This is a genomic window from Asanoa siamensis (assembly GCF_016862555.1).
In the GTDB taxonomy this organism is placed as follows: Bacteria; Actinomycetota; Actinomycetes; order Mycobacteriales; family Micromonosporaceae; genus Asanoa; species Asanoa siamensis.
In genome coordinates, this window is the sequence record NZ_BONE01000126.1 from 1 (window position 1) to 15,947 (window position 15,947).

General features: G+C 73.7%; 17 protein-coding genes and 1 pseudogene. 8 read left to right on the top strand and 10 right to left on the bottom strand.

What is annotated here, in order from left to right; genetic code table 11:
* Positions 1-5: 5 nt before the first annotated feature.
* On the bottom strand, positions 6-128 hold the full coding sequence (locus Asi02nite_RS42510) for a hypothetical protein (protein ID WP_275410443.1): 123 nt from the start codon (positions 126-128) through the stop codon (positions 6-8).
* On the bottom strand, positions 125-1,324 hold the full coding sequence (locus Asi02nite_RS38845; protein ID WP_203719056.1) for an MFS transporter: 1,200 nt from the start codon (positions 1,322-1,324) through the stop codon (positions 125-127). Before Asi02nite_RS38845 ends, Asi02nite_RS42510 begins: the two co-directional genes overlap by 4 nt.
* A gap of 47 nt (positions 1,325-1,371) precedes the next feature.
* Between Asi02nite_RS38845 and Asi02nite_RS38850 the strand changes: the two genes are divergently transcribed.
* The 3 genes from Asi02nite_RS38850 to Asi02nite_RS38860 all read left to right on the top strand — a co-directional run bounded on the left by Asi02nite_RS38850 (position 1,372) and on the right by Asi02nite_RS38860 (position 3,362).
* Complete coding sequence (locus Asi02nite_RS38850) at positions 1,372-1,767, top strand: helix-turn-helix domain-containing protein (RefSeq protein ID WP_203719057.1); 396 nt, start codon at positions 1,372-1,374, stop codon at positions 1,765-1,767.
* Between the two features lie 19 nt (positions 1,768-1,786).
* A complete protein-coding gene (locus tag Asi02nite_RS38855) occupies positions 1,787-2,443 on the top strand; it encodes an HAD family hydrolase (protein WP_203719058.1) in 657 nt (218 codons plus the stop codon).
* 181 nt (positions 2,444-2,624) lie between these two features.
* Positions 2,625-3,362, top strand: a complete 738-nt coding sequence (locus Asi02nite_RS38860) for a nucleotidyltransferase domain-containing protein (RefSeq protein WP_203719059.1) — start codon at positions 2,625-2,627, stop codon at positions 3,360-3,362.
* A gap of 21 nt (positions 3,363-3,383) precedes the next feature.
* On the opposite strand, the gene Asi02nite_RS38865 is transcribed toward Asi02nite_RS38860, so the two are convergent.
* From Asi02nite_RS38865 to Asi02nite_RS38875, 3 genes are all read right to left on the bottom strand, one after another.
* Entirely contained in the window at positions 3,384-4,046 is a 663-nt protein-coding gene (locus tag Asi02nite_RS38865) for a maleylpyruvate isomerase N-terminal domain-containing protein (RefSeq protein WP_203719069.1), read from the bottom strand.
* Positions 4,043-4,993, bottom strand: coding sequence for a pyridoxal-phosphate dependent enzyme (locus tag Asi02nite_RS38870; RefSeq protein WP_203719060.1), 951 nt, complete (start codon positions 4,991-4,993; stop codon positions 4,043-4,045). Before Asi02nite_RS38870 ends, Asi02nite_RS38865 begins: the two co-directional genes overlap by 4 nt.
* 195 nt (positions 4,994-5,188) lie before the next feature.
* Positions 5,189-5,956 (bottom strand): alpha/beta hydrolase, encoded by a 768-nt coding sequence (locus Asi02nite_RS38875; RefSeq protein WP_239127629.1) that lies wholly within the window; start codon positions 5,954-5,956, stop codon positions 5,189-5,191.
* A gap of 50 nt (positions 5,957-6,006) precedes the next feature.
* Here Asi02nite_RS38875 and Asi02nite_RS38880 point away from each other — a divergent pair, with 50 nt between their 5' ends.
* On the top strand, positions 6,007-7,194 hold the full coding sequence (locus tag Asi02nite_RS38880) for an RNA polymerase sigma factor (RefSeq protein ID WP_203719061.1): 1,188 nt from the start codon (positions 6,007-6,009) through the stop codon (positions 7,192-7,194).
* On the opposite strand, the gene Asi02nite_RS38885 is transcribed toward Asi02nite_RS38880, so the two are convergent.
* Both Asi02nite_RS38885 and Asi02nite_RS38890 read right to left on the bottom strand, forming a co-directional pair.
* A complete protein-coding gene (locus Asi02nite_RS38885) occupies positions 7,179-7,460 on the bottom strand; it encodes a DUF2087 domain-containing protein (protein ID WP_203719062.1) in 282 nt (93 codons plus the stop codon). The genes Asi02nite_RS38880 and Asi02nite_RS38885 overlap by 16 nt on opposite strands.
* A gap of 35 nt (positions 7,461-7,495) precedes the next feature.
* Positions 7,496-8,248 (bottom strand): TetR/AcrR family transcriptional regulator, encoded by a 753-nt coding sequence (locus Asi02nite_RS38890; RefSeq protein ID WP_203719063.1) that lies wholly within the window; start codon positions 8,246-8,248, stop codon positions 7,496-7,498.
* An 81-nt stretch (positions 8,249-8,329) separates the two neighbouring features.
* On the opposite strand from Asi02nite_RS38890, the gene Asi02nite_RS38895 reads away from it, so the two are divergent.
* From Asi02nite_RS38895 to Asi02nite_RS38910, 4 genes are all read left to right on the top strand, one after another.
* Entirely contained in the window at positions 8,330-9,283 is a 954-nt protein-coding gene (locus tag Asi02nite_RS38895) for an ATP-binding cassette domain-containing protein (RefSeq protein ID WP_203719064.1), read from the top strand.
* Entirely contained in the window at positions 9,280-10,080 is an 801-nt protein-coding gene (locus Asi02nite_RS38900) for an ABC transporter permease (protein ID WP_239127631.1), read from the top strand. The genes Asi02nite_RS38895 and Asi02nite_RS38900 overlap by 4 nt, the downstream gene beginning before the upstream one ends.
* A gap of 56 nt (positions 10,081-10,136) precedes the next feature.
* The gene (locus Asi02nite_RS38905; protein ID WP_203719065.1) at positions 10,137-11,264 is read left to right on the top strand and encodes a coiled-coil domain-containing protein; all 1,128 of its coding nucleotides are present in this window, start codon (positions 10,137-10,139) and stop codon (positions 11,262-11,264) included.
* Positions 11,265-11,513: 249 nt separating this feature from the next.
* On the top strand, positions 11,514-11,855 hold the full coding sequence (locus Asi02nite_RS38910) for an RNA polymerase-binding protein RbpA (RefSeq protein WP_203719066.1): 342 nt from the start codon (positions 11,514-11,516) through the stop codon (positions 11,853-11,855).
* A gap of 1,026 nt (positions 11,856-12,881) precedes the next feature.
* Here the strand turns inward: Asi02nite_RS38910 and Asi02nite_RS38915 are convergent.
* From Asi02nite_RS38915 to lnt, 3 genes and pseudogenes are all read right to left on the bottom strand, one after another.
* Positions 12,882-13,328, bottom strand: a pseudogene (locus Asi02nite_RS38915) (FxsA family protein); the annotation flags it as partial.
* Positions 13,329-13,373: 45 nt separating this feature from the next.
* Entirely contained in the window at positions 13,374-14,171 is a 798-nt protein-coding gene (locus Asi02nite_RS38920; RefSeq protein ID WP_239127633.1) for a polyprenol monophosphomannose synthase, read from the bottom strand.
* Positions 14,168-15,835: an apolipoprotein N-acyltransferase gene (gene lnt, locus Asi02nite_RS38925; protein WP_203719068.1), complete on the bottom strand. Its 1,668-nt coding sequence runs from the start codon at positions 15,833-15,835 to the stop codon at positions 14,168-14,170. The genes Asi02nite_RS38920 and lnt overlap by 4 nt, the downstream gene beginning before the upstream one ends.
* Between the last annotated feature and the right edge of the window lie 112 nt (positions 15,836-15,947).

The window sequence follows — 15,947 nt, forward strand, 5'->3', positions numbered from 1 at the left end:
GGACACTAGCTCCCGGGGTGCAGTTCCGCCGCCCCCGCACGCACCGCGGCCCAGTCGGGCTCGTACCGCGACCGACCCATCGTGCGGGCCAGCCACTGTGCCCGGTCCAGATGCTTGCGCCGCGTCATCCCCGATCCTCCCCCGCGACAGTCGCCACAGCGTACGTACGGCCTCCGACCGACGGCAGCAAGACCACGGCGAGCACGCCCGCACCGATGACGACCACGCTGCACACCACCAACGCCCGCCCAAGGCCAAGCGCCGCCAGCACCACCGGCGCCAGCACCGCCCCGGCCACCGCCGCCAGCGCGTCGGACAGATGGAACGCCGCCAACACCCGGCCCAACACGGCGTCCGGTGTGGACACCTGCAGGCGATGCCCAGTAGCGATCTGCGTGATCGCGCCCGGCACGCCGCTCAACCCGACCGCCACCACCGCCCGCGGCACCGACACAGCGGTGAACGCCACCACGAAGCACACCCCCACCGCCGCATAGCCGACGAGCAGGACCGTGCGCGTCGCGTACCGCAGGATAACCGGCCGGGCCAGCGCCGAACCCACCAGATACCCCAGGCCGAGCGCCGCGACGAGCCAACCCACCACCCGGCCCGTCGCGCCGAGCCGGTGCACCGTGAACGGGATCAGCAGCGTGGTCAGCGCGGCGTTCGCCGCCCAGTAGACCCATGTCGCCGCCGTCAAGCCACGCAGCAGCCGCGACCCGAAAAGCGCCCGCACCCCGTCCCGGATCCGCACCCGCACCCCCGCGGCGCCGCCCACCACCGGCAGGCCCGCGACGAGCGCGGCGGCCACCAGGTAGGACGCCAGGTCCACCGCGACCGCCACCGGGAACAGGCCCGCGGCCACGAGCGCGGTGCCGAGCGGCGGGCCGATCATCCGGTACGCGCTGTCGGTGAACGTCGTCAGCGCGTTCGCCGTCGCGAGGTCGGCCGGGTCCGGCACCACCGACGGCGTCAGCGCGCGCAGCGCCGGCCGCAGGAAGCACAGCGCCGCCGACTCCACGAGCAGTCCCGCGAGCACGAGGCCCGGCACCAGCATCAGCGCGACGCCGGCGGCACTGGCCAGGTTGGCCAGCACCGCGACCTGGGCGCGCGGCCAGCGGTCCACGGCGGCGCCGGCCCAGGGTGCGATCACCACAGCGGGTACGGCCTGGACGGCCAGCGCCAGCCCGGTCGACATCGCCGAGCCCGTCACCGCGTACACGTGCAACGGCGCCGCGAAGACCAGCAACCACGAACCGAAACCGTCGACGGCCGTGGCCGCGTAGAGGCGACGGAAGTCGCCGTTGCGGCGCAGCAGCATCATGGCCGCGGACACTATTCTCTGACGATAAGAGATGGCAAGATGCTTCCGTGGAAATAGCAGAGCTCGGCCGGCGGCTGCGGGCCCGGCGCACCGCCGAAGGCCGCACGATCGCCTCGGTCGCCGCGGACGCGGGCCTGTCGGTGCCCTACATCGCCAACCTGGAGAACGGCCGCGGCAACCCGACGCTGGCCGCGGTCACCGGCCTGGCTGCCGCGCTCGGCGCCGAGCTGCGCGTCGAGCTCCGCGAGGAGAGCCTGCCGGCGCCACCCCTGCCCGACTCGCTGGTGCGCTTCGCCCGTTCCCCGCGCTTCACGGCGGAGCGGCTCCCCGACCGCGAACGCGTGCTGACCGCCATGGCCGCCCTCGGCGCGCTCGCCGACCGCCCGCTCACGGACCTCGACTGGCACCGCATCCTCGACACGGTCGTCCTGCTCACGCGCTAGACACGCGACAATCGCCGATGTGTACGAGGCGGTGCTGCTCGACGTGTACGGCACGCTGGTCCATGACGACGAGTCCTGGGCCGCCACGATCACGGCCCGGATCGCCGCCCTGGCCGGCGTCGACGCGGACACCGTCACCCGCGCCTGGACCACCCGCCTGTGGGCGCTGGCCGACGCCGCCCACGGCGCGGCGTTCCGCACCCTCGCGGACCTCAACACCACGAGCCTGACCGAAACCGCGGACATGTTCGGTGTACGCGTCGACGCGACCCCGCCGCCCCCGCGGCCGCCGGCTTTCTACCCGGACGCCCGCGCCTTCCTGTCCGCCGTCGAGGTGCCGGTGTGCCTGGTCTCCGACGCGGACGGCGACCGCCTTCGGGCGGTGCTGGACCACCACGGCATCACCGTCGACCACGTCGTTACCAGTGAGGACGCCCGCGCGTACAAGCCGCGCCCTGAGCCCTTCGAGTTGGCACTGCGCCACCTGGGCCTGTCCGCGGCCGCCGTCGTCCACGTCGGCGACACCCCGGCGTCGGACATCGCGGGCGCCGCGGCCCTGGGCATCGCGACGGCGTTCCTCACCCGCGACGGCCGCAGGTTGCCCGCCCATCTGACGGCGACCCACACGGTCTCGACCCTGACGGCCCTGCTCCCGGTGCTGCGCCGGATCCACTGAAGATCGCGTACACCATAATGACCGTTATGGTGTACACCCGATCTCGAGCCAAGGAGTCCGCCCGGTTTACTGGATTACCGATAACAGTAATTCGTTAATTGCGGTGTGCAGGCTCAGCGTGGCCAGAAATCGCATGACGGCGGGGCGGTCCACGATCGCACCCTAGGGCAGGCTGATCGTCATGACCTTTCTCGACTCCGTCGCTGACCGGCTCGCCGCGTTGCCCGCCGTCGAGGCGGTCACGCTCGGCGGCTCCCGCGCGGAAGGCACCCACACCGAGGACAGCGACTGGGACTTCGCGGTCTACTACCGCGACGCCTTCGACCCGGCGGACCTACGGGCGGTCGGCTGGCCCGGCGAGGTCTCGGAACTCGGCGGCTGGGGCGGCGGCGTCTTCAACGGCGGCGCGTGGCTGACGGTCGAGGGGCGGAAGGTCGACGTCCACTACCGCGACCTGACCGTCGTCGAGCACGAACTGACCGAGGCGCGGGCGGGCCGGTTCCGGTGGGAGCCGCTGATGTTCCACCTCGCGGGCATCCCCAGCTACCTGGTGGTCGCCGAGCTCGCCCTCAACGAGGTGCTGCGCGGCACGCTGCCGCGCCCGGACTTCCCGCCGGCACTACGCACGGCGGCGCCGCGGGCGTGGCGGGAAAGGGCGATGATGACCCTCGGGTACGCCCGCGCCGCCCACGCCCCACGCGCCCACGCCACGGAGGTCGCGGGCCTGCTGGCCACCGCCGCCCTCCAGTCGGCCCACGCGATCCTGGCATCCCGCGGCGAATGGACGACAAACGAGAAACGCCTCCTGGACAGAGCGGGCCTACGCGCCGTCGACACGATCATCGCCACCCTGACCCCAGAACCCACGACCCTGGACGACGCCATAACCGAGGTTGAGGCCCTGGTAACGAGCAGCTAGACGGCCGAGGCGACGGTGCGGCTACGCCGGACCCAACGCCAGCCGCCGCAGGCCGGAGCGTTCCAGCACCTCGCGCGCCGCCGGGTCCAGCGGTGACCGCCCCGTCGCCGCCCGCACGAACGTCACCCGGTCCCAGCCCAGCTCATCCAGCACCCCCGACGCCGCCGGCAGCAGCAGGTCGGTCAACGTCGAAGCCGCCTCCGGTGTCAGCCACGGCTCCCGGTCCAGAGCCGCCGCCAGGTCCAGGCCGTGTACCCCGACCTCGACCACCCGGGTCACCAGGAAGTCCGTCAGCAGCATCGCGTCGCCGTGGCGCGTGGAGACCAGCCGGTCCGCCGGCTCCGCAGCGCAGCGCGTGACCACCGACCGCCACACCCGGTCGAACTCCGCGGAGAGCCCCGAGCCCGCACCGGCCGCCAAGGAGCGGCCCGACGAGATCCGGGCCGCGTCGACGTCCGGCCCGAAGCGCGCGTCCGGCCGGTAGTAGTCGACCGCGTCCACCGACGCGACCGCCGGTGCCGGACCGTCGAGCATCACCGGGACCCGGGCCAGCGTCGTCACCACGTGCCCGACCAAGCCCGCCACGTCCCACGGCGGGCACGGCGTCGGCCGGGCCCAGTCCGCGGGGCCCAACCCCGCCAGCACCGACCCCAGCCGCGCCGCCTCGGCGGCGAGCGCGTTCAGGCCAGCACCTGCGCGAACCGCGCCGTGTCGATGTTCCCGCCCGAGAGGATCACGCCGACGCGGCCCGGGCGCGGGCCGAGCTGGCCGGTCAACACCGCGGCCAGGCCGGTCGCGCCGCTGGGCTCGAGCACGATCTTGAGGCGGTCGAAGGCGAAGCGCATCGCGTCGCGGATCTGGTCGTCGGTGACCAGGACGATCTCGTCGACCAGCCGGCGGTTGACCGAGAACGTCAGCTCGCCGGGGATGTCAGCGGCCTGCCCGTCGGCGATCGTGCGCGGCACCGGGATGCTGACCCGCTCGCCGGCGGCCAGCGACCGCCGGGTGTCGTCACCCTCGACCGGCTCGACGCCGACGACCCGGATGCCCGGATGCAGGCCCTTCGCGGCCGTCGCGGTGCCGGCGATCAGCCCGCCGCCGCCCACCGGTGCGACCACCACGTCCAGCGCGCCGGCCGACTCGAGCAGCTCCAGCGCCGCGGTGCCCTGGCCGGCGATGACGTCCGGATGCTCGTACGGCGGAATCAACGCCAACCCCCGATCCGCCGCCAGCGCCGCACCCAGCGCGACCCGGTCCCCGGTGTACCGGTCGTAGGTCTGGATCTCCGCCCCGTACCCGGCGACCGCCGCACGCTTCGACGCCGGCGTGTCCTCCGGCATCAGGATCACCGCCGTGCTCCCCAGCTCACGCGCGGCGAGGGCGACAGCCTGGGCGTGGTTGCCCGACGAGTACGCCGCGATGCCCCGCGCGAGCTGCGCGGCCGACAGCCGGGACACCGCGTTGTAGGCGCCGCGGAACTTGAACGCGCCGATCCGCTGCAGGTTCTCGCACTTGAGGAACACCTCGCCGCCGGCGCGGGCGTCCAGCGTCCGGGACCGCATCACCGGGGTGCGGTGCGCGACACCGGCGATCCGGGCGGCGGCGGCATGGACGTCGTCGAGGCTGATCATGAGAGCGATTCTCGCACCACGCCCCGGGACGCTCAGGGCCGGCGGAGATCAGCCGGGTACGGGTGTCGCCGGTTGCGGCCCGACGACCTCGGACGGGTCGAGGACAAGGGGTTCGACGAGCGGCGCCGCACGCATCAGGCCCGCCCGTGGGGAAGTAGCACGCGGCCGCGCACCGCCGCCCCGCCGGATCAGGCGCTACGCGAGCAGCTTCGCCGCCCGCGCGACCGCGGCGTGCAGGGCGGCCCGCGACTGGTCGGTGTCGTCGAGCACGTCGAACGCGTGCTGCCCGTCGGGCACGTCGATGATCTCCAGTGGGCCGGTCGCGGCGGCGACGAACTGCTCCACGAACCCGGCCAGCAGCGGGCGTTCGAGGCCCACGCGGGTCAGCACGATCGGCGGCGCGGCGGTGCCGGCCTCGGCCACCGCGTCGATCGGCGCGAACCGCGGATCCAGGTCGAGGCGGTCCTCGACCGGCAGGTGCGCGGCCGGCGACGCGAGCAGCGGGTAGCTCAGCAGGACCGCCCGCAGCCACGACGGCCGCTCCCGCAACCAGTCGGCCGACAGCAGACCGCCGCCGGAGAACGCCCAGTAGGCCACCCGCTCACCGTCGATCGTCGGGTGGGCGCGCAGCGCCGCACCGGCCGCGGCCACGTCGGCGGCGGCCGTCACCGCGTCGACGATCGGCCGGTCGGGGCCGTCGACGACCCGCAGGCGGTGGTCGACGACCCCGACGGCCAGCCCGGCGGCGTGCAGCAGAGCCGCGTATCCGATGTGGACGGGCCAGCGACGCGGCGTCACACCCACGTCCTCGGGGATCGGCCCACCGTGCACGAGCAGCACCAGCGGGTGTGGACCGGGACCCTCGGGCAGGTACAGGTCCAGGTTCGCGGCGACTTGGACCGGCGGCGGCAGGTCCGGATGGGCGGCCACGAACGGGCGCAGGAAACGGGAAGTCTCGGTCACGCCCGGCAGTGTGCCCCCGCGGCCGCCGGCGCGCGAGCGAGAATCGGGCGGTGCCCGACCTCGAACCGCTGCTGCGCGACCTGGCGCCGCAGGTCCTGGCCGCGTTGGTGCGCCACTACGGCGACTTCGACGCGGCCGAGGACGCGGTGCAGGAGGCGCTGCTGGCGGCCGCGACCCAGTGGCCGGCCGACGGGGTGCCCGACAACCCGCGCGGCTGGCTGATCACGGTCGCGTCCCGGGCCCGGATCGCGGCGTGGCGCCGCGACACCGCCCGTACGCGCCGGGAACTGTCCACGGCCCGCCTCGAACAGGCACCGCCCCCGGGACCAGCCCACGACGACACCCTGACGCTCCTGCTGCTCTGCTGCCATCCCGCGCTGACCCCGGCCTCGCAGGTCGCGTTGACCCTGCGGGCGGTCGGCGGGCTGACCACCGCGGAGATCGCCCGGGCGCTGCTGGTCGAGGAGGCGACGGTGGCGCAGCGGATCAGCCGCGCCAAAGCGAAGATCCGCGGCACCCGGTTCACGCTGCCGCCGCCCGACGAACTGCCGGCGCGGCTGGCCGCCGTACTCCATGTGCTCTATCTGATCTTCAACGAGGGCTACACGGCGAGCTCCGGCGAGCGGCTGCACCGCGTCGAGCTGACCGCGGAGGCGATCCGGCTGGTCCGGCAGCTCCACGCGCGGCTGCCGGGCGACGGGGAGGTGGCGGGGCTGCTGGCGCTGATGCTGCTCACCGACGCCCGCCGCCCGGCCCGCACCGGTCCCGACGGGGCGCTGGTGCCGCTGGCCGAGCAGGACCGCGGCCGTTGGGACCGGGCGGCGATCGCGGAAGGGGTGCGCCTGGTCAGCGCGGCGTTGACGACGACGGCGGTCGGGCCGTACCAGTTGCAGGCGGCGATCGCCGCGGTCCACGACGAGGCGCCGACGGCGGCGGACACCGACTGGCCGCAGATCCTGGGCCTGTACGACGCCCTCGACCGGATCGCGCCGGGGCCGATGGTGACGCTCAACCGGGCGGTGGCGGTGGCGATGGTGCACGGCCCGGCCGCGGGTCTGGCAGCGCTGGACGAGGCGGCGCTGGAGGGACACCACCGGCTGGCGGCGGTACGGGCGCACCTGCTGGAGCTGGCCGGCGACCGGGCGGGTGCGCGGGCGGCGTTCGAGGAGGCGGCCCGCACGACGCTCAGCGCGCCCGAGCGGGCCTATCTGACCGGCAAGGCTCAGACCTCGACGTAGCCGCCGGTGCGCCAGTAGAGGCCGGCCTCGCGGGCCATCAGGCCCGTGTCGATCAGGTGGCGGCGCAGGGAGACCCAGTCGGGCTCGTAGAAGGCGCGCAGGGCCGCGTCGACCTCCTTCTCCGGGAACTTCACGCCGGGCTCGAACACGGTCACGATGTGCTCGAGCACCACCTGGCGCTTGCCCGCGCGGGCGGGGATCTGGGTCAGCCGGCCGTCGCGCAGGAACGCGCCGAGGATCCGCTCACGGCGCTGGTCGAGGTCCATCGGCCCAACCTATCCAAGCGGGCGCACCGCCGGCATCAGGGTTTCGCGTGGTCGGCGATGAACGCCGCGATCCCGTCGAGGAGGCGCTGCAGCCCGAACTCGAACGCGTGGTCGGTGTCGATCAGCCCGTACGCCTCGCCCGCGGCGGCACCGATCCGGGCGGCGAGCGGGAAGCGCACCGGGTCGAACACCTTCTCCAGCAGCGGCGCCTGCACGGCCCACCACGCGTCGTCGGTCATCCCGCTGCGGTCCGGCGCCTGGGCGAACTCGACGGCGGCCTGGGCGGCCCCGGTCACGTACGCGAGCACGGAGGTGAGCGCGGTGTCGATCTCGATGTCGGAGAGCCCGGATCCGTCGAGGGCGCCGAGCTCGTAGTCGTACTTGGCGATCAGGTTGGGGCCCATCGGCGGGCGGGAGGTGCCGACCTGCAGCAGCCACGGGTGCCGGCGGTAGAGCGCGAGGTTGGACCGGGCGACGTGCTCCAGCCGGGCGCGCCAGCCGCCGGGCGTGTCTCCGCGGTCGGTCTCGCCCAGCACCTGGTCGATCATCAGGTCGAGCAGCTCGCCCTTGCCGGGCACGTACGTGTAGAGCGACATCGCGCCCACGCCCAGCCGCTCGGCGACGCGGCGCATCGACAGGGCCGCGACGCCGTCGCCGTCGGCGATCTCGATGGCCGCCGCGACGATCCTGTCGACCGACAGGCCGGTGCGGCCCTCCCGGTCGGCGGCGCGCCAGAGCAGCGCCATGCTGCGGGCGGGGTCACCGGTTCCGCTGTGTTCGACAGCCATGGTTTGGCACCTCGTTCCGTACGGTGTACCGTACGCCGTACGGAGTGTTCCGTACAGCGTACCGATCATAAGGGGTGACCCATGGAAGCGGTGACGGCACATGCCCTCCACCGCCGGTTCGGCGCGGTCCCGGCCCTGTCCGGCGTCGACCTGAGCGTCCCGGCCGGCTCCGTGCACGGCCTGCTCGGCCCGAACGGCGCCGGCAAGACCACACTGGTCCGGATCCTGACCACGCTGCTGCGGCCGACCGCGGGCACGGCGACGGTGGCCGGCTTCGACGTGCTCCGCGAGCCGGACCGCGTCCGGGCCAGCATCGGGCTCGTCGGGCAGCACGCGGCGGTCGACGAGATCCTCTCGGGCCGGCAGAACCTGGAGATGTTCGGCCGCCTGCACCACCTGGGCCGGTCGGAGGCGCGGACCCGGGCCGTCGCGCTGCTGGAGCGGTTCGGCCTGGCCGACACGGGGTCGCGCGCGGTCAGCACGTACTCCGGAGGCATGCGCCGCCGCCTCGACCTGGCCGCGAGCCTGATCACGGCACCGCCGGTGCTGTTCCTCGACGAGCCGACCACGGGCCTCGACCCGCGCAGCCGCAGCGAGGTCTGGGAGGCGGTCCGCTCGCTCGTCGCCGGCGGCACGACGGTGCTGCTGACGACGCAGTACCTGGAGGAGGTCGACCGGCTCGCCGACCACGTCACGGTGATCGACCACGGCACGGTGATCGCGTCCGGGACACCGTCGCAGCTCAAGGGCCAGCTCGGCGGCGACCGCATCGACGTCGTGGTCTCGTCCCCGGCTGATCTCGCGGCCACCGCGGCGCTGCTGGCGGGCCTGACCGGCAACACCCCCGACACCGACGAGGACAACCGCCGCGTCGGCGTCGCCGTGGACGACCGGATGGCGGCGCTGACCGCGACCGTACGCGGGCTCTCCGACGCCGGGATCGCGGTCGAGGACGTGACCCTGCGCCGCCCCACCCTCGACGAGGTCTTCCTGCACCTGACCGCCACCGACGACGCAAGGATGGTGACCGCGTGAACCGGCTGCGTTGGGCGCTCGCCGACGGCGCCACCCTGACCCGCCGCGACCTCGACCACTGGGCGCGCCAGCCGGCCCAACTCGTGATCGGGCTGCTGTTCCCCGTGATGCTCGTGCTGATGTTCGGCTACCTGCTGGGCGGCGGCATGACGGTGCCGGGCGCGGTCGGCGGCGACGCGTACCGGGAGTTCCTGATCCCGGGGACCCTGGCGCTGACGATGGTGTTCGGCCTGGAGGGCACCTTCCAGGCGATCAAGAGCGACGTCGCCCGGGGCGTCACCGACCGGTTCCGCTCGACGCCGATGGCGTCGTCGGCGGTGGTGGTGGGCCGCAGCGTCGCGGACCTGCTCAGCGCGGTGGTGTCGCTGGCGGTCCTGGTGCTCAGCGGGCTGGCCGTCGGCTGGCGCTGGCACGACGGCCTGGCGGCGGCGCTGGCGGCGTTCGGCCTGTTGCTGCTGCTGCGCTTCGCGATGCTCTGGATCGGCATCTACCTGGGCCTGGTCGTGCGCGGCGAGGGTGCGCTGGTGGCGGTGCAGATCCTGGTGTGGCCGCTGGGCTTCCTCTCGAACACGTTCGCGGCGCCGTCGTCGATGCCGGGCTGGCTGGGCGCGATCGCCGAGTGGAACCCGCTGTCGTCGACGGTGGGCGCGGCCCGCGAGCTGTTCGGCAACCCGGGCTGGGGCGGCGAGTCCTGGGTGGCACAGCACGCGATCCTGATGGCGGTGCTGTGGCCGGCGCTGCTGATCGCGATCTTCTTCCCGCTCTCGGTCCACCGCTACCGGCACCTGGACCGCTAGCGGTCGCGGCGCGGCGTGTGGGTCCGGGTCCCGGTCGTCGGTAGCGTGCGTTCACCGTGGACACCGTTGCCGCCGAGACCCGGCCCTGCGCCCACTGCGGGCGACCCGTCGAGCAGAACGTGGGGGCCGGGCGGCCCTTCCGCTACTGCCGGGACAACGACGGCGAGTGCCAGAAGGCGTCCCGCAACGCCCGGATGCGCCAGCGCGGCGCGCCCGGGCTGACCGGGCAGATCGCGCGGACGTGGGAGGTCGTCGACCGGCTCGACCAGGTCGTCGAGACGCTCTCCGACGCCCTGCACGCGGAACTGTCGCCGGCCGGGGTGGAGCGGCAGGTGACGCAGGTACGGGCGGAGGCGGCCACGGCCGTCGCGGCGGCGCAGGCGGAACGCGACGATGCCCGGCACGCCGCCGACAAGGCGGTCGCGGACGCCAACGCGGCCCGGCAGGAGCGCGACAGTGCCCGGCGGGAGGCCGCGGCCGCCAACGACGCCGCGGCGGCCGCCGACCGGGCCGCCCAGGAGGCGATCGGCCGGGCCCGGGAGGCGGAGCGGCTGCGCGACACGGCGCAGCAGGCCGCGTCGGCGGCTGTCGCGTTGCGGACACAGGCGGAGGCGGACCGCGACGCCGCGAAGCGCGACGTCCGGGGGTTGCGCGCCGAGTTGGACGCGGCCGGACGGCAGGTGGCGGAGCTGAGCCGGGAGCGGGACAACGCGGTCGCCGACGCCCGCCGGGCGACCGACTCGGCGGCGGCGGCGGTCGACCAGGCCGCCCGGTTCCGGGCGGAGGCCGCGACGGCCAACGAGACGGCGGCCCAGGCACGGCTGGCCGCGGACCAGGCGAAACTCGCCGCGGACGAGGCCCGGTCAGCCGCCGACCTGGCCCGCGCCGCGCACGACCGGGACCGGGCCGCGCATGATCGGGACCTCGCCGCGGCGCACGAGCGGGCCGCCGCGCGGGACCTGGCGCACGACGCCGACCTGCGGAAGGCCGCAGAGGCGCTGGACGACCTGCGGGCGCGGCTGGCCGACGCGACCGCGGAGCGGGACGCGGCCCGCGACCGGGTCACCCAGCTCGCCGGGCAGGTGGGCGACCTGGCGGCGGCACTAGCGGCGCTGGGCACGGGCCGGGTCACAGCTCCCACACAGGTGGGGAGCCTGGAAGCGGGGGTTGACGCGAACCGGTGATCTAGATCGCACCGGCTGAACGGCCGTTTACCAAGGGACGACCCACGCATTCCACGGCCGTTGGGACAAAACGCCCGACCGACCGCGACCAAGAATCGCTCACGAAACCGCATCTGCCGCTACGCTCTGACCGTTTACGACGACGTACCTTTGTAAGGAGCGGGACGCGCGTGAGTGCCGGGAATCCCCCGGGTGCTCCCGTCGTTGTTCCGTGTTGGACAGCAAGACGACCGAGGGGAAGAGCCGATCATGGGCGAGCGCATGCTGCGCGGCAGCCGGCTAGGCGCAGTCAGCTACGAATCCGACCGCAACACCGAGCTCGCCCCACGCCAGACCCGCGAGTACCTGTGCGCCAAGGGGCACCAGTTCGAGGTGCCGTTCGCCGTCGACGCCGAGGTCCCGATGACCTGGGAATGCAAGTTCGACGGCAGCGTGGCGCGCCTGGTCGACGGCAGCGAGCCGGAGCAGAAGAAGGTCAAGCCTCCGCGCACCCACTGGGACATGCTCCTGGAGCGGCGCTCGATCGCCGAGCTCGAGGACATCCTCAACGAGCGCCTCGAAGAGGTCCGCGCCCGCCGCGGCGGCAAGTAACCGAGCCATCGAGAGCCCCCACCCGGGTGGTGGGGGCTCTTTCGTACCCAAATCCAGATCCTGTCCCGGGTCCGCGGTGGTCCGGACCGTCGCTCCCGCCGGACAAACTCGCTGACGCGTCGAGCCAGGCCCGCGATCCACAACCCCACCCGAGCACGGCGGCCCGCGCCGTCGGAATACCGTCGTTGCCCCAGCAGCAACAACCTTCCAAGATCGCGGACTGCCTGCCCGCCTGGCGGCGTTCTCGACCGCCAAGGCCCGTGCGGCGAGTCGCGATCCGAGGTGCCATCTCTCCGCCAACCGACAATCTTGGAAACCCGCTGCTGCGATAGCAGCAACAACTTTCCTAGATCGCGACCTGCCCGCCCGCCTGGCGGCGCTGAGACGCCGAAGAGCCCGCGCGGTAGGGGTCGCGGTTCGGGGTGCATCCCCGTCCGGCGACCCACGATCTTGGGCGTTCGTTGCTGCGGAAGCAGCAACAACCTCCCTAGATCGCGACTGCGTGCGCGCTTGGGCGGCACGCTGCGGGACTGCCTGAAGGCCAATGCCCGCGCCGTTGGGTCGCCGTCCGGGAGTGGCGCCTCCACCGGCAGTCCTACGATCTTGGAAAACCGCTGCTGCGGAAGCAGCAACATCCTTCCTAGATCGCGATCTGCCCACGCATCTGGCGGCGCGGAGCGAGGTTGTCGGCGCCGTGTGGTGGTGGCGGTCCAAGGGTGTCATCGCTTGGATCCACGGACGAGTGCCGCCGAGCGGCGTCGAACGCCTGGCCAGGCGGGCTTCGCCAGCCCAGTTGCCCTAGCGGCGTGGGCCGGGTTCGACGATCTCTCCTTCGACGACCTCGCCCTCGATGACCGGGGCCGGGCCGTGGTCCTTGTCCTGCGGCGGCGTCGTCGCGTGGATCCGGGGGCCGGTCTCCGCCGGCCCACTGACGGTCGGTCCCGTCCCTGTGGGGTCCGACGGGGCAGGGCCGGGGCCGGTCGGCCCAGCCGGGGGTCGGGCCGAGCCGCCGCCATCGCCGGCGTCGGGCGGGCGGGGGGCGCCGCGGCGGACGCGTACACGTCGGGGGCCGAAGAGGTCTCCCGCCGCCGCCGACGAGATGCGGCGTTCAGTGGCCCGGCGCACGACCAGGCGGGCGATCTGCCGCCCGGGCGGCAGCGCCAGCAGGATGCCGAGCGCGGCCGTGACCAGGCCAGGGATGGCCAGCAGCACCCCCGCGCCCAGGCCGACGAGCCCGTCGGTGACCTGGTCGCCGGGCGGGCGGCCAGCTTCCGCCGATGCGCGGAAGCCGCGCCACGCCCGCATTCCCTCGCGGCGCAGCAGCAACACGCCCGCCGCCGAGGCGGCCAGGACGATCAGCACCGTGAAGCCGAAGCCGATCAGATGTGCGACCAGGATGAAAACGGCGATCTCGACCGCCGCGGTGAGCAGGATCGCCAGCGGGAGCCAGCGGATCAGACCTCGACGTCGCATCAATCCAGCATGACACGTGGTCGCATCAGCGGCGTCAGGGTCGCGTCAGGGTTTCCGCCCCGTATCGCGCCGGCCGAACAACGCGTCCCGGCGCGAACGCAGGCCCCAGACGGTGACCCGCATCAACGCCTCGCGGACGATCGACGAGCTCATCTTGCTCGCGCCCCGCTCGCGCTCGGCGAACGTGATCGGCACCTCGACGATCTTGAAGCCGGCCTTGTGCGTACGCCAGGTCAGCTCGACCTGGAAGGAATAACCCTGCGACGCCACCGTCTCGAAGTCGATCTTCTCCAGCACCGGGATCTTGTAGACGCGGTAGCCGCCGGTCGCGTCGCCGTGGGGCATGCCCAGGGCGAGCCGGACGTACGTGTTGCCGATGCGGGAGATCATGAACCGGTGCCACGGCCAGTTGACGACCTTGCCGCCGGGCGTCCACCGGGAGCCGATCACGGCGTCCGCGCCGCGGGCGGCGTCGAGCAGGCTGGGCAGCTGCTCCGGGGCGTGTGAGCCGTCGGCGTCCATCTCGACCACCGCGTCGTACCCGTGGTCGATCGCCCACCGGAAACCCTGCACGTAGGCGGCGCCGAGGCCCTGCTTGCCGGGCCGGTGCAGCACGTGGATGTGGCCGTCCTCGGCGGCGAGCCGGTCGGCGATGTCACCGGTGCCGTCGGGGCTGTTGTCGTCGGCGACGAGGATGTCGGCCGCGGGCACCGCCCGCCGGACCCGACCGGTGATGATCTCGAGGTTGTCGGCCTCGTTGTAGGTGGGCACCACGACGAGCACCCGTCCGACACCCGGGTAGCCCTCCGTCACGTCGCCAACCGGCGTGTTGCCCTCGCTCACCCTGCCTCCGATCGCGTGCCGCCGGCCTCGTCCGACGCCGTGGATGTGGTTGGTGCCTGTGGTGCCAATGGTGCCTGGCCCGCGCCGGGGCCGCTGTGCAACCGGCGGCGCCGGATCACGGCTGCGGCGACCAGCGCGGCCACCGCGAGACCGGACAGCACCATCTCGGGCCAATACCCCAACTGCGTAGCAAGCGTACGCGTTGCGCGCGGCGTCAGGTCGGCGACCACGACACCCGGGGTGTTGAACCCGGTCTCCTGCTCCACCGAGCCGTCGGGCCGGACGAAGCCGGACACTCCCACGGTCGACGCCATCAGCGAGTCACGGCCGTGCTCGACCGCCCGCAGCCGAACCATCGCGAGCTGCTGGCGGGCCTCGGACTCGTCGAAGGTCGCGTTGTTCGTCTGCACCGCGAGCAGGCCCGCGCCGGCCGTCACGGTGTCCCGGACGATCCCGTCGTAGGCGACCTCGAAGCAGATGACGTCCCCGATCGTGGTCGGCCCCATCGGCAGCACGCCGGGCGCGTCGCCGGCGACGAAGTCGGACCGGACCCGGTCGACCTCCTTGCTGACCATCCGGGCGATTGTGCGCAGCGGGATGTATTCGGCGAACGGCACCGGGTGCTGCTTGACGTACATCCGGGACTCGTCGAGCCCCTGCCCGGGCAGCCAGACGACGCCGGCGTTGCGGACCTCGTTCTCGCCGGGACCGCGCAGCACCGCCCCGACCAGGATCGGCGCCTTGATCGAGTCGGCGGCGCGGGAGATCGCGGCGGCGGCCTCCGGGTCGAGGAACGGGTCGACGTCGCTGGAGTTCTCGGGCCAGATCACCAGGTCGGGCTGGCGCTCCTGGCCGGTGGTGACCCGTCCGGCGAGCTCAACGGTGCCGTTCACGTGGTTCTCGAGCACGGCCCGGCGCTGGGCGTTGAAGTCGAGGCCGAGGCGGGGCACGTTGCCCTGGACGATCGCGACCCGCACCGGTTTATCGCCGGCGCCGCCACCGACCGGGACGAGCAGGCCGACCGCGGCGACCGCGAGGGCGCCGGCGGCCAGCAGCACCGTCGGCACGCCCCGGCGCCGCCAGGCCGCGGCGACCAGCAGCCCGCCGGCGAGCGCGACGACGAAGGTGACCAGGGGTGCCCCGCCGAGCGCGGCGAACCGCAGCGTCGGCGCGTCACCTTGGCTGAACGCCAGCCGGCCCCAGGGGAACCCGCCGAACGGCAGCCGGTCGCGGGCGGCCTCCTGGCCGACCCAGAGCAGCGCGGTCAGCAGCGGCCAGGTCCAGCGGTGGCGGTCGACGAGCGGGCTCGCGTACGCGGCCGCGGCGCCCAGCAGACCGATGAACAGCGACTCGGCGACGAACAGCAGCACCCAGGGCAGCATGCCGGTGTGCAGGTTGGTCCACTCGAGCAGCGGGCCGAAGAAGACCAGCCCGGCGATCAGGCCGAGCCCGAAGCCGGCCCGGGCGCGGCGGCGGTGCACGGCGGCGGCGAGCAGGGCGACCGAGACGGGCGCCAGCCACCACAGGTCGTAGCGCGGGAACGCGAGCAGCTGGGTGAGGCCGGCGGCGACCGCCATCGGCACCGCGACCCGGCCCGGCAGCGGCCGCGGCGCGGTGCTCGGCGGGGCCGGCGTCTCGGGCGCGGCCTCGACCATGGTCACCATCGCTCACCCATGCGGGGAAGGGTACGGCAGCCGCCTGCCAAGATCGCGGGCCGCTCTCCGGAACGGCCCCGCTCCGGAACGAAGTCGGGGCGTGACCGTGAGGTCACGCCCC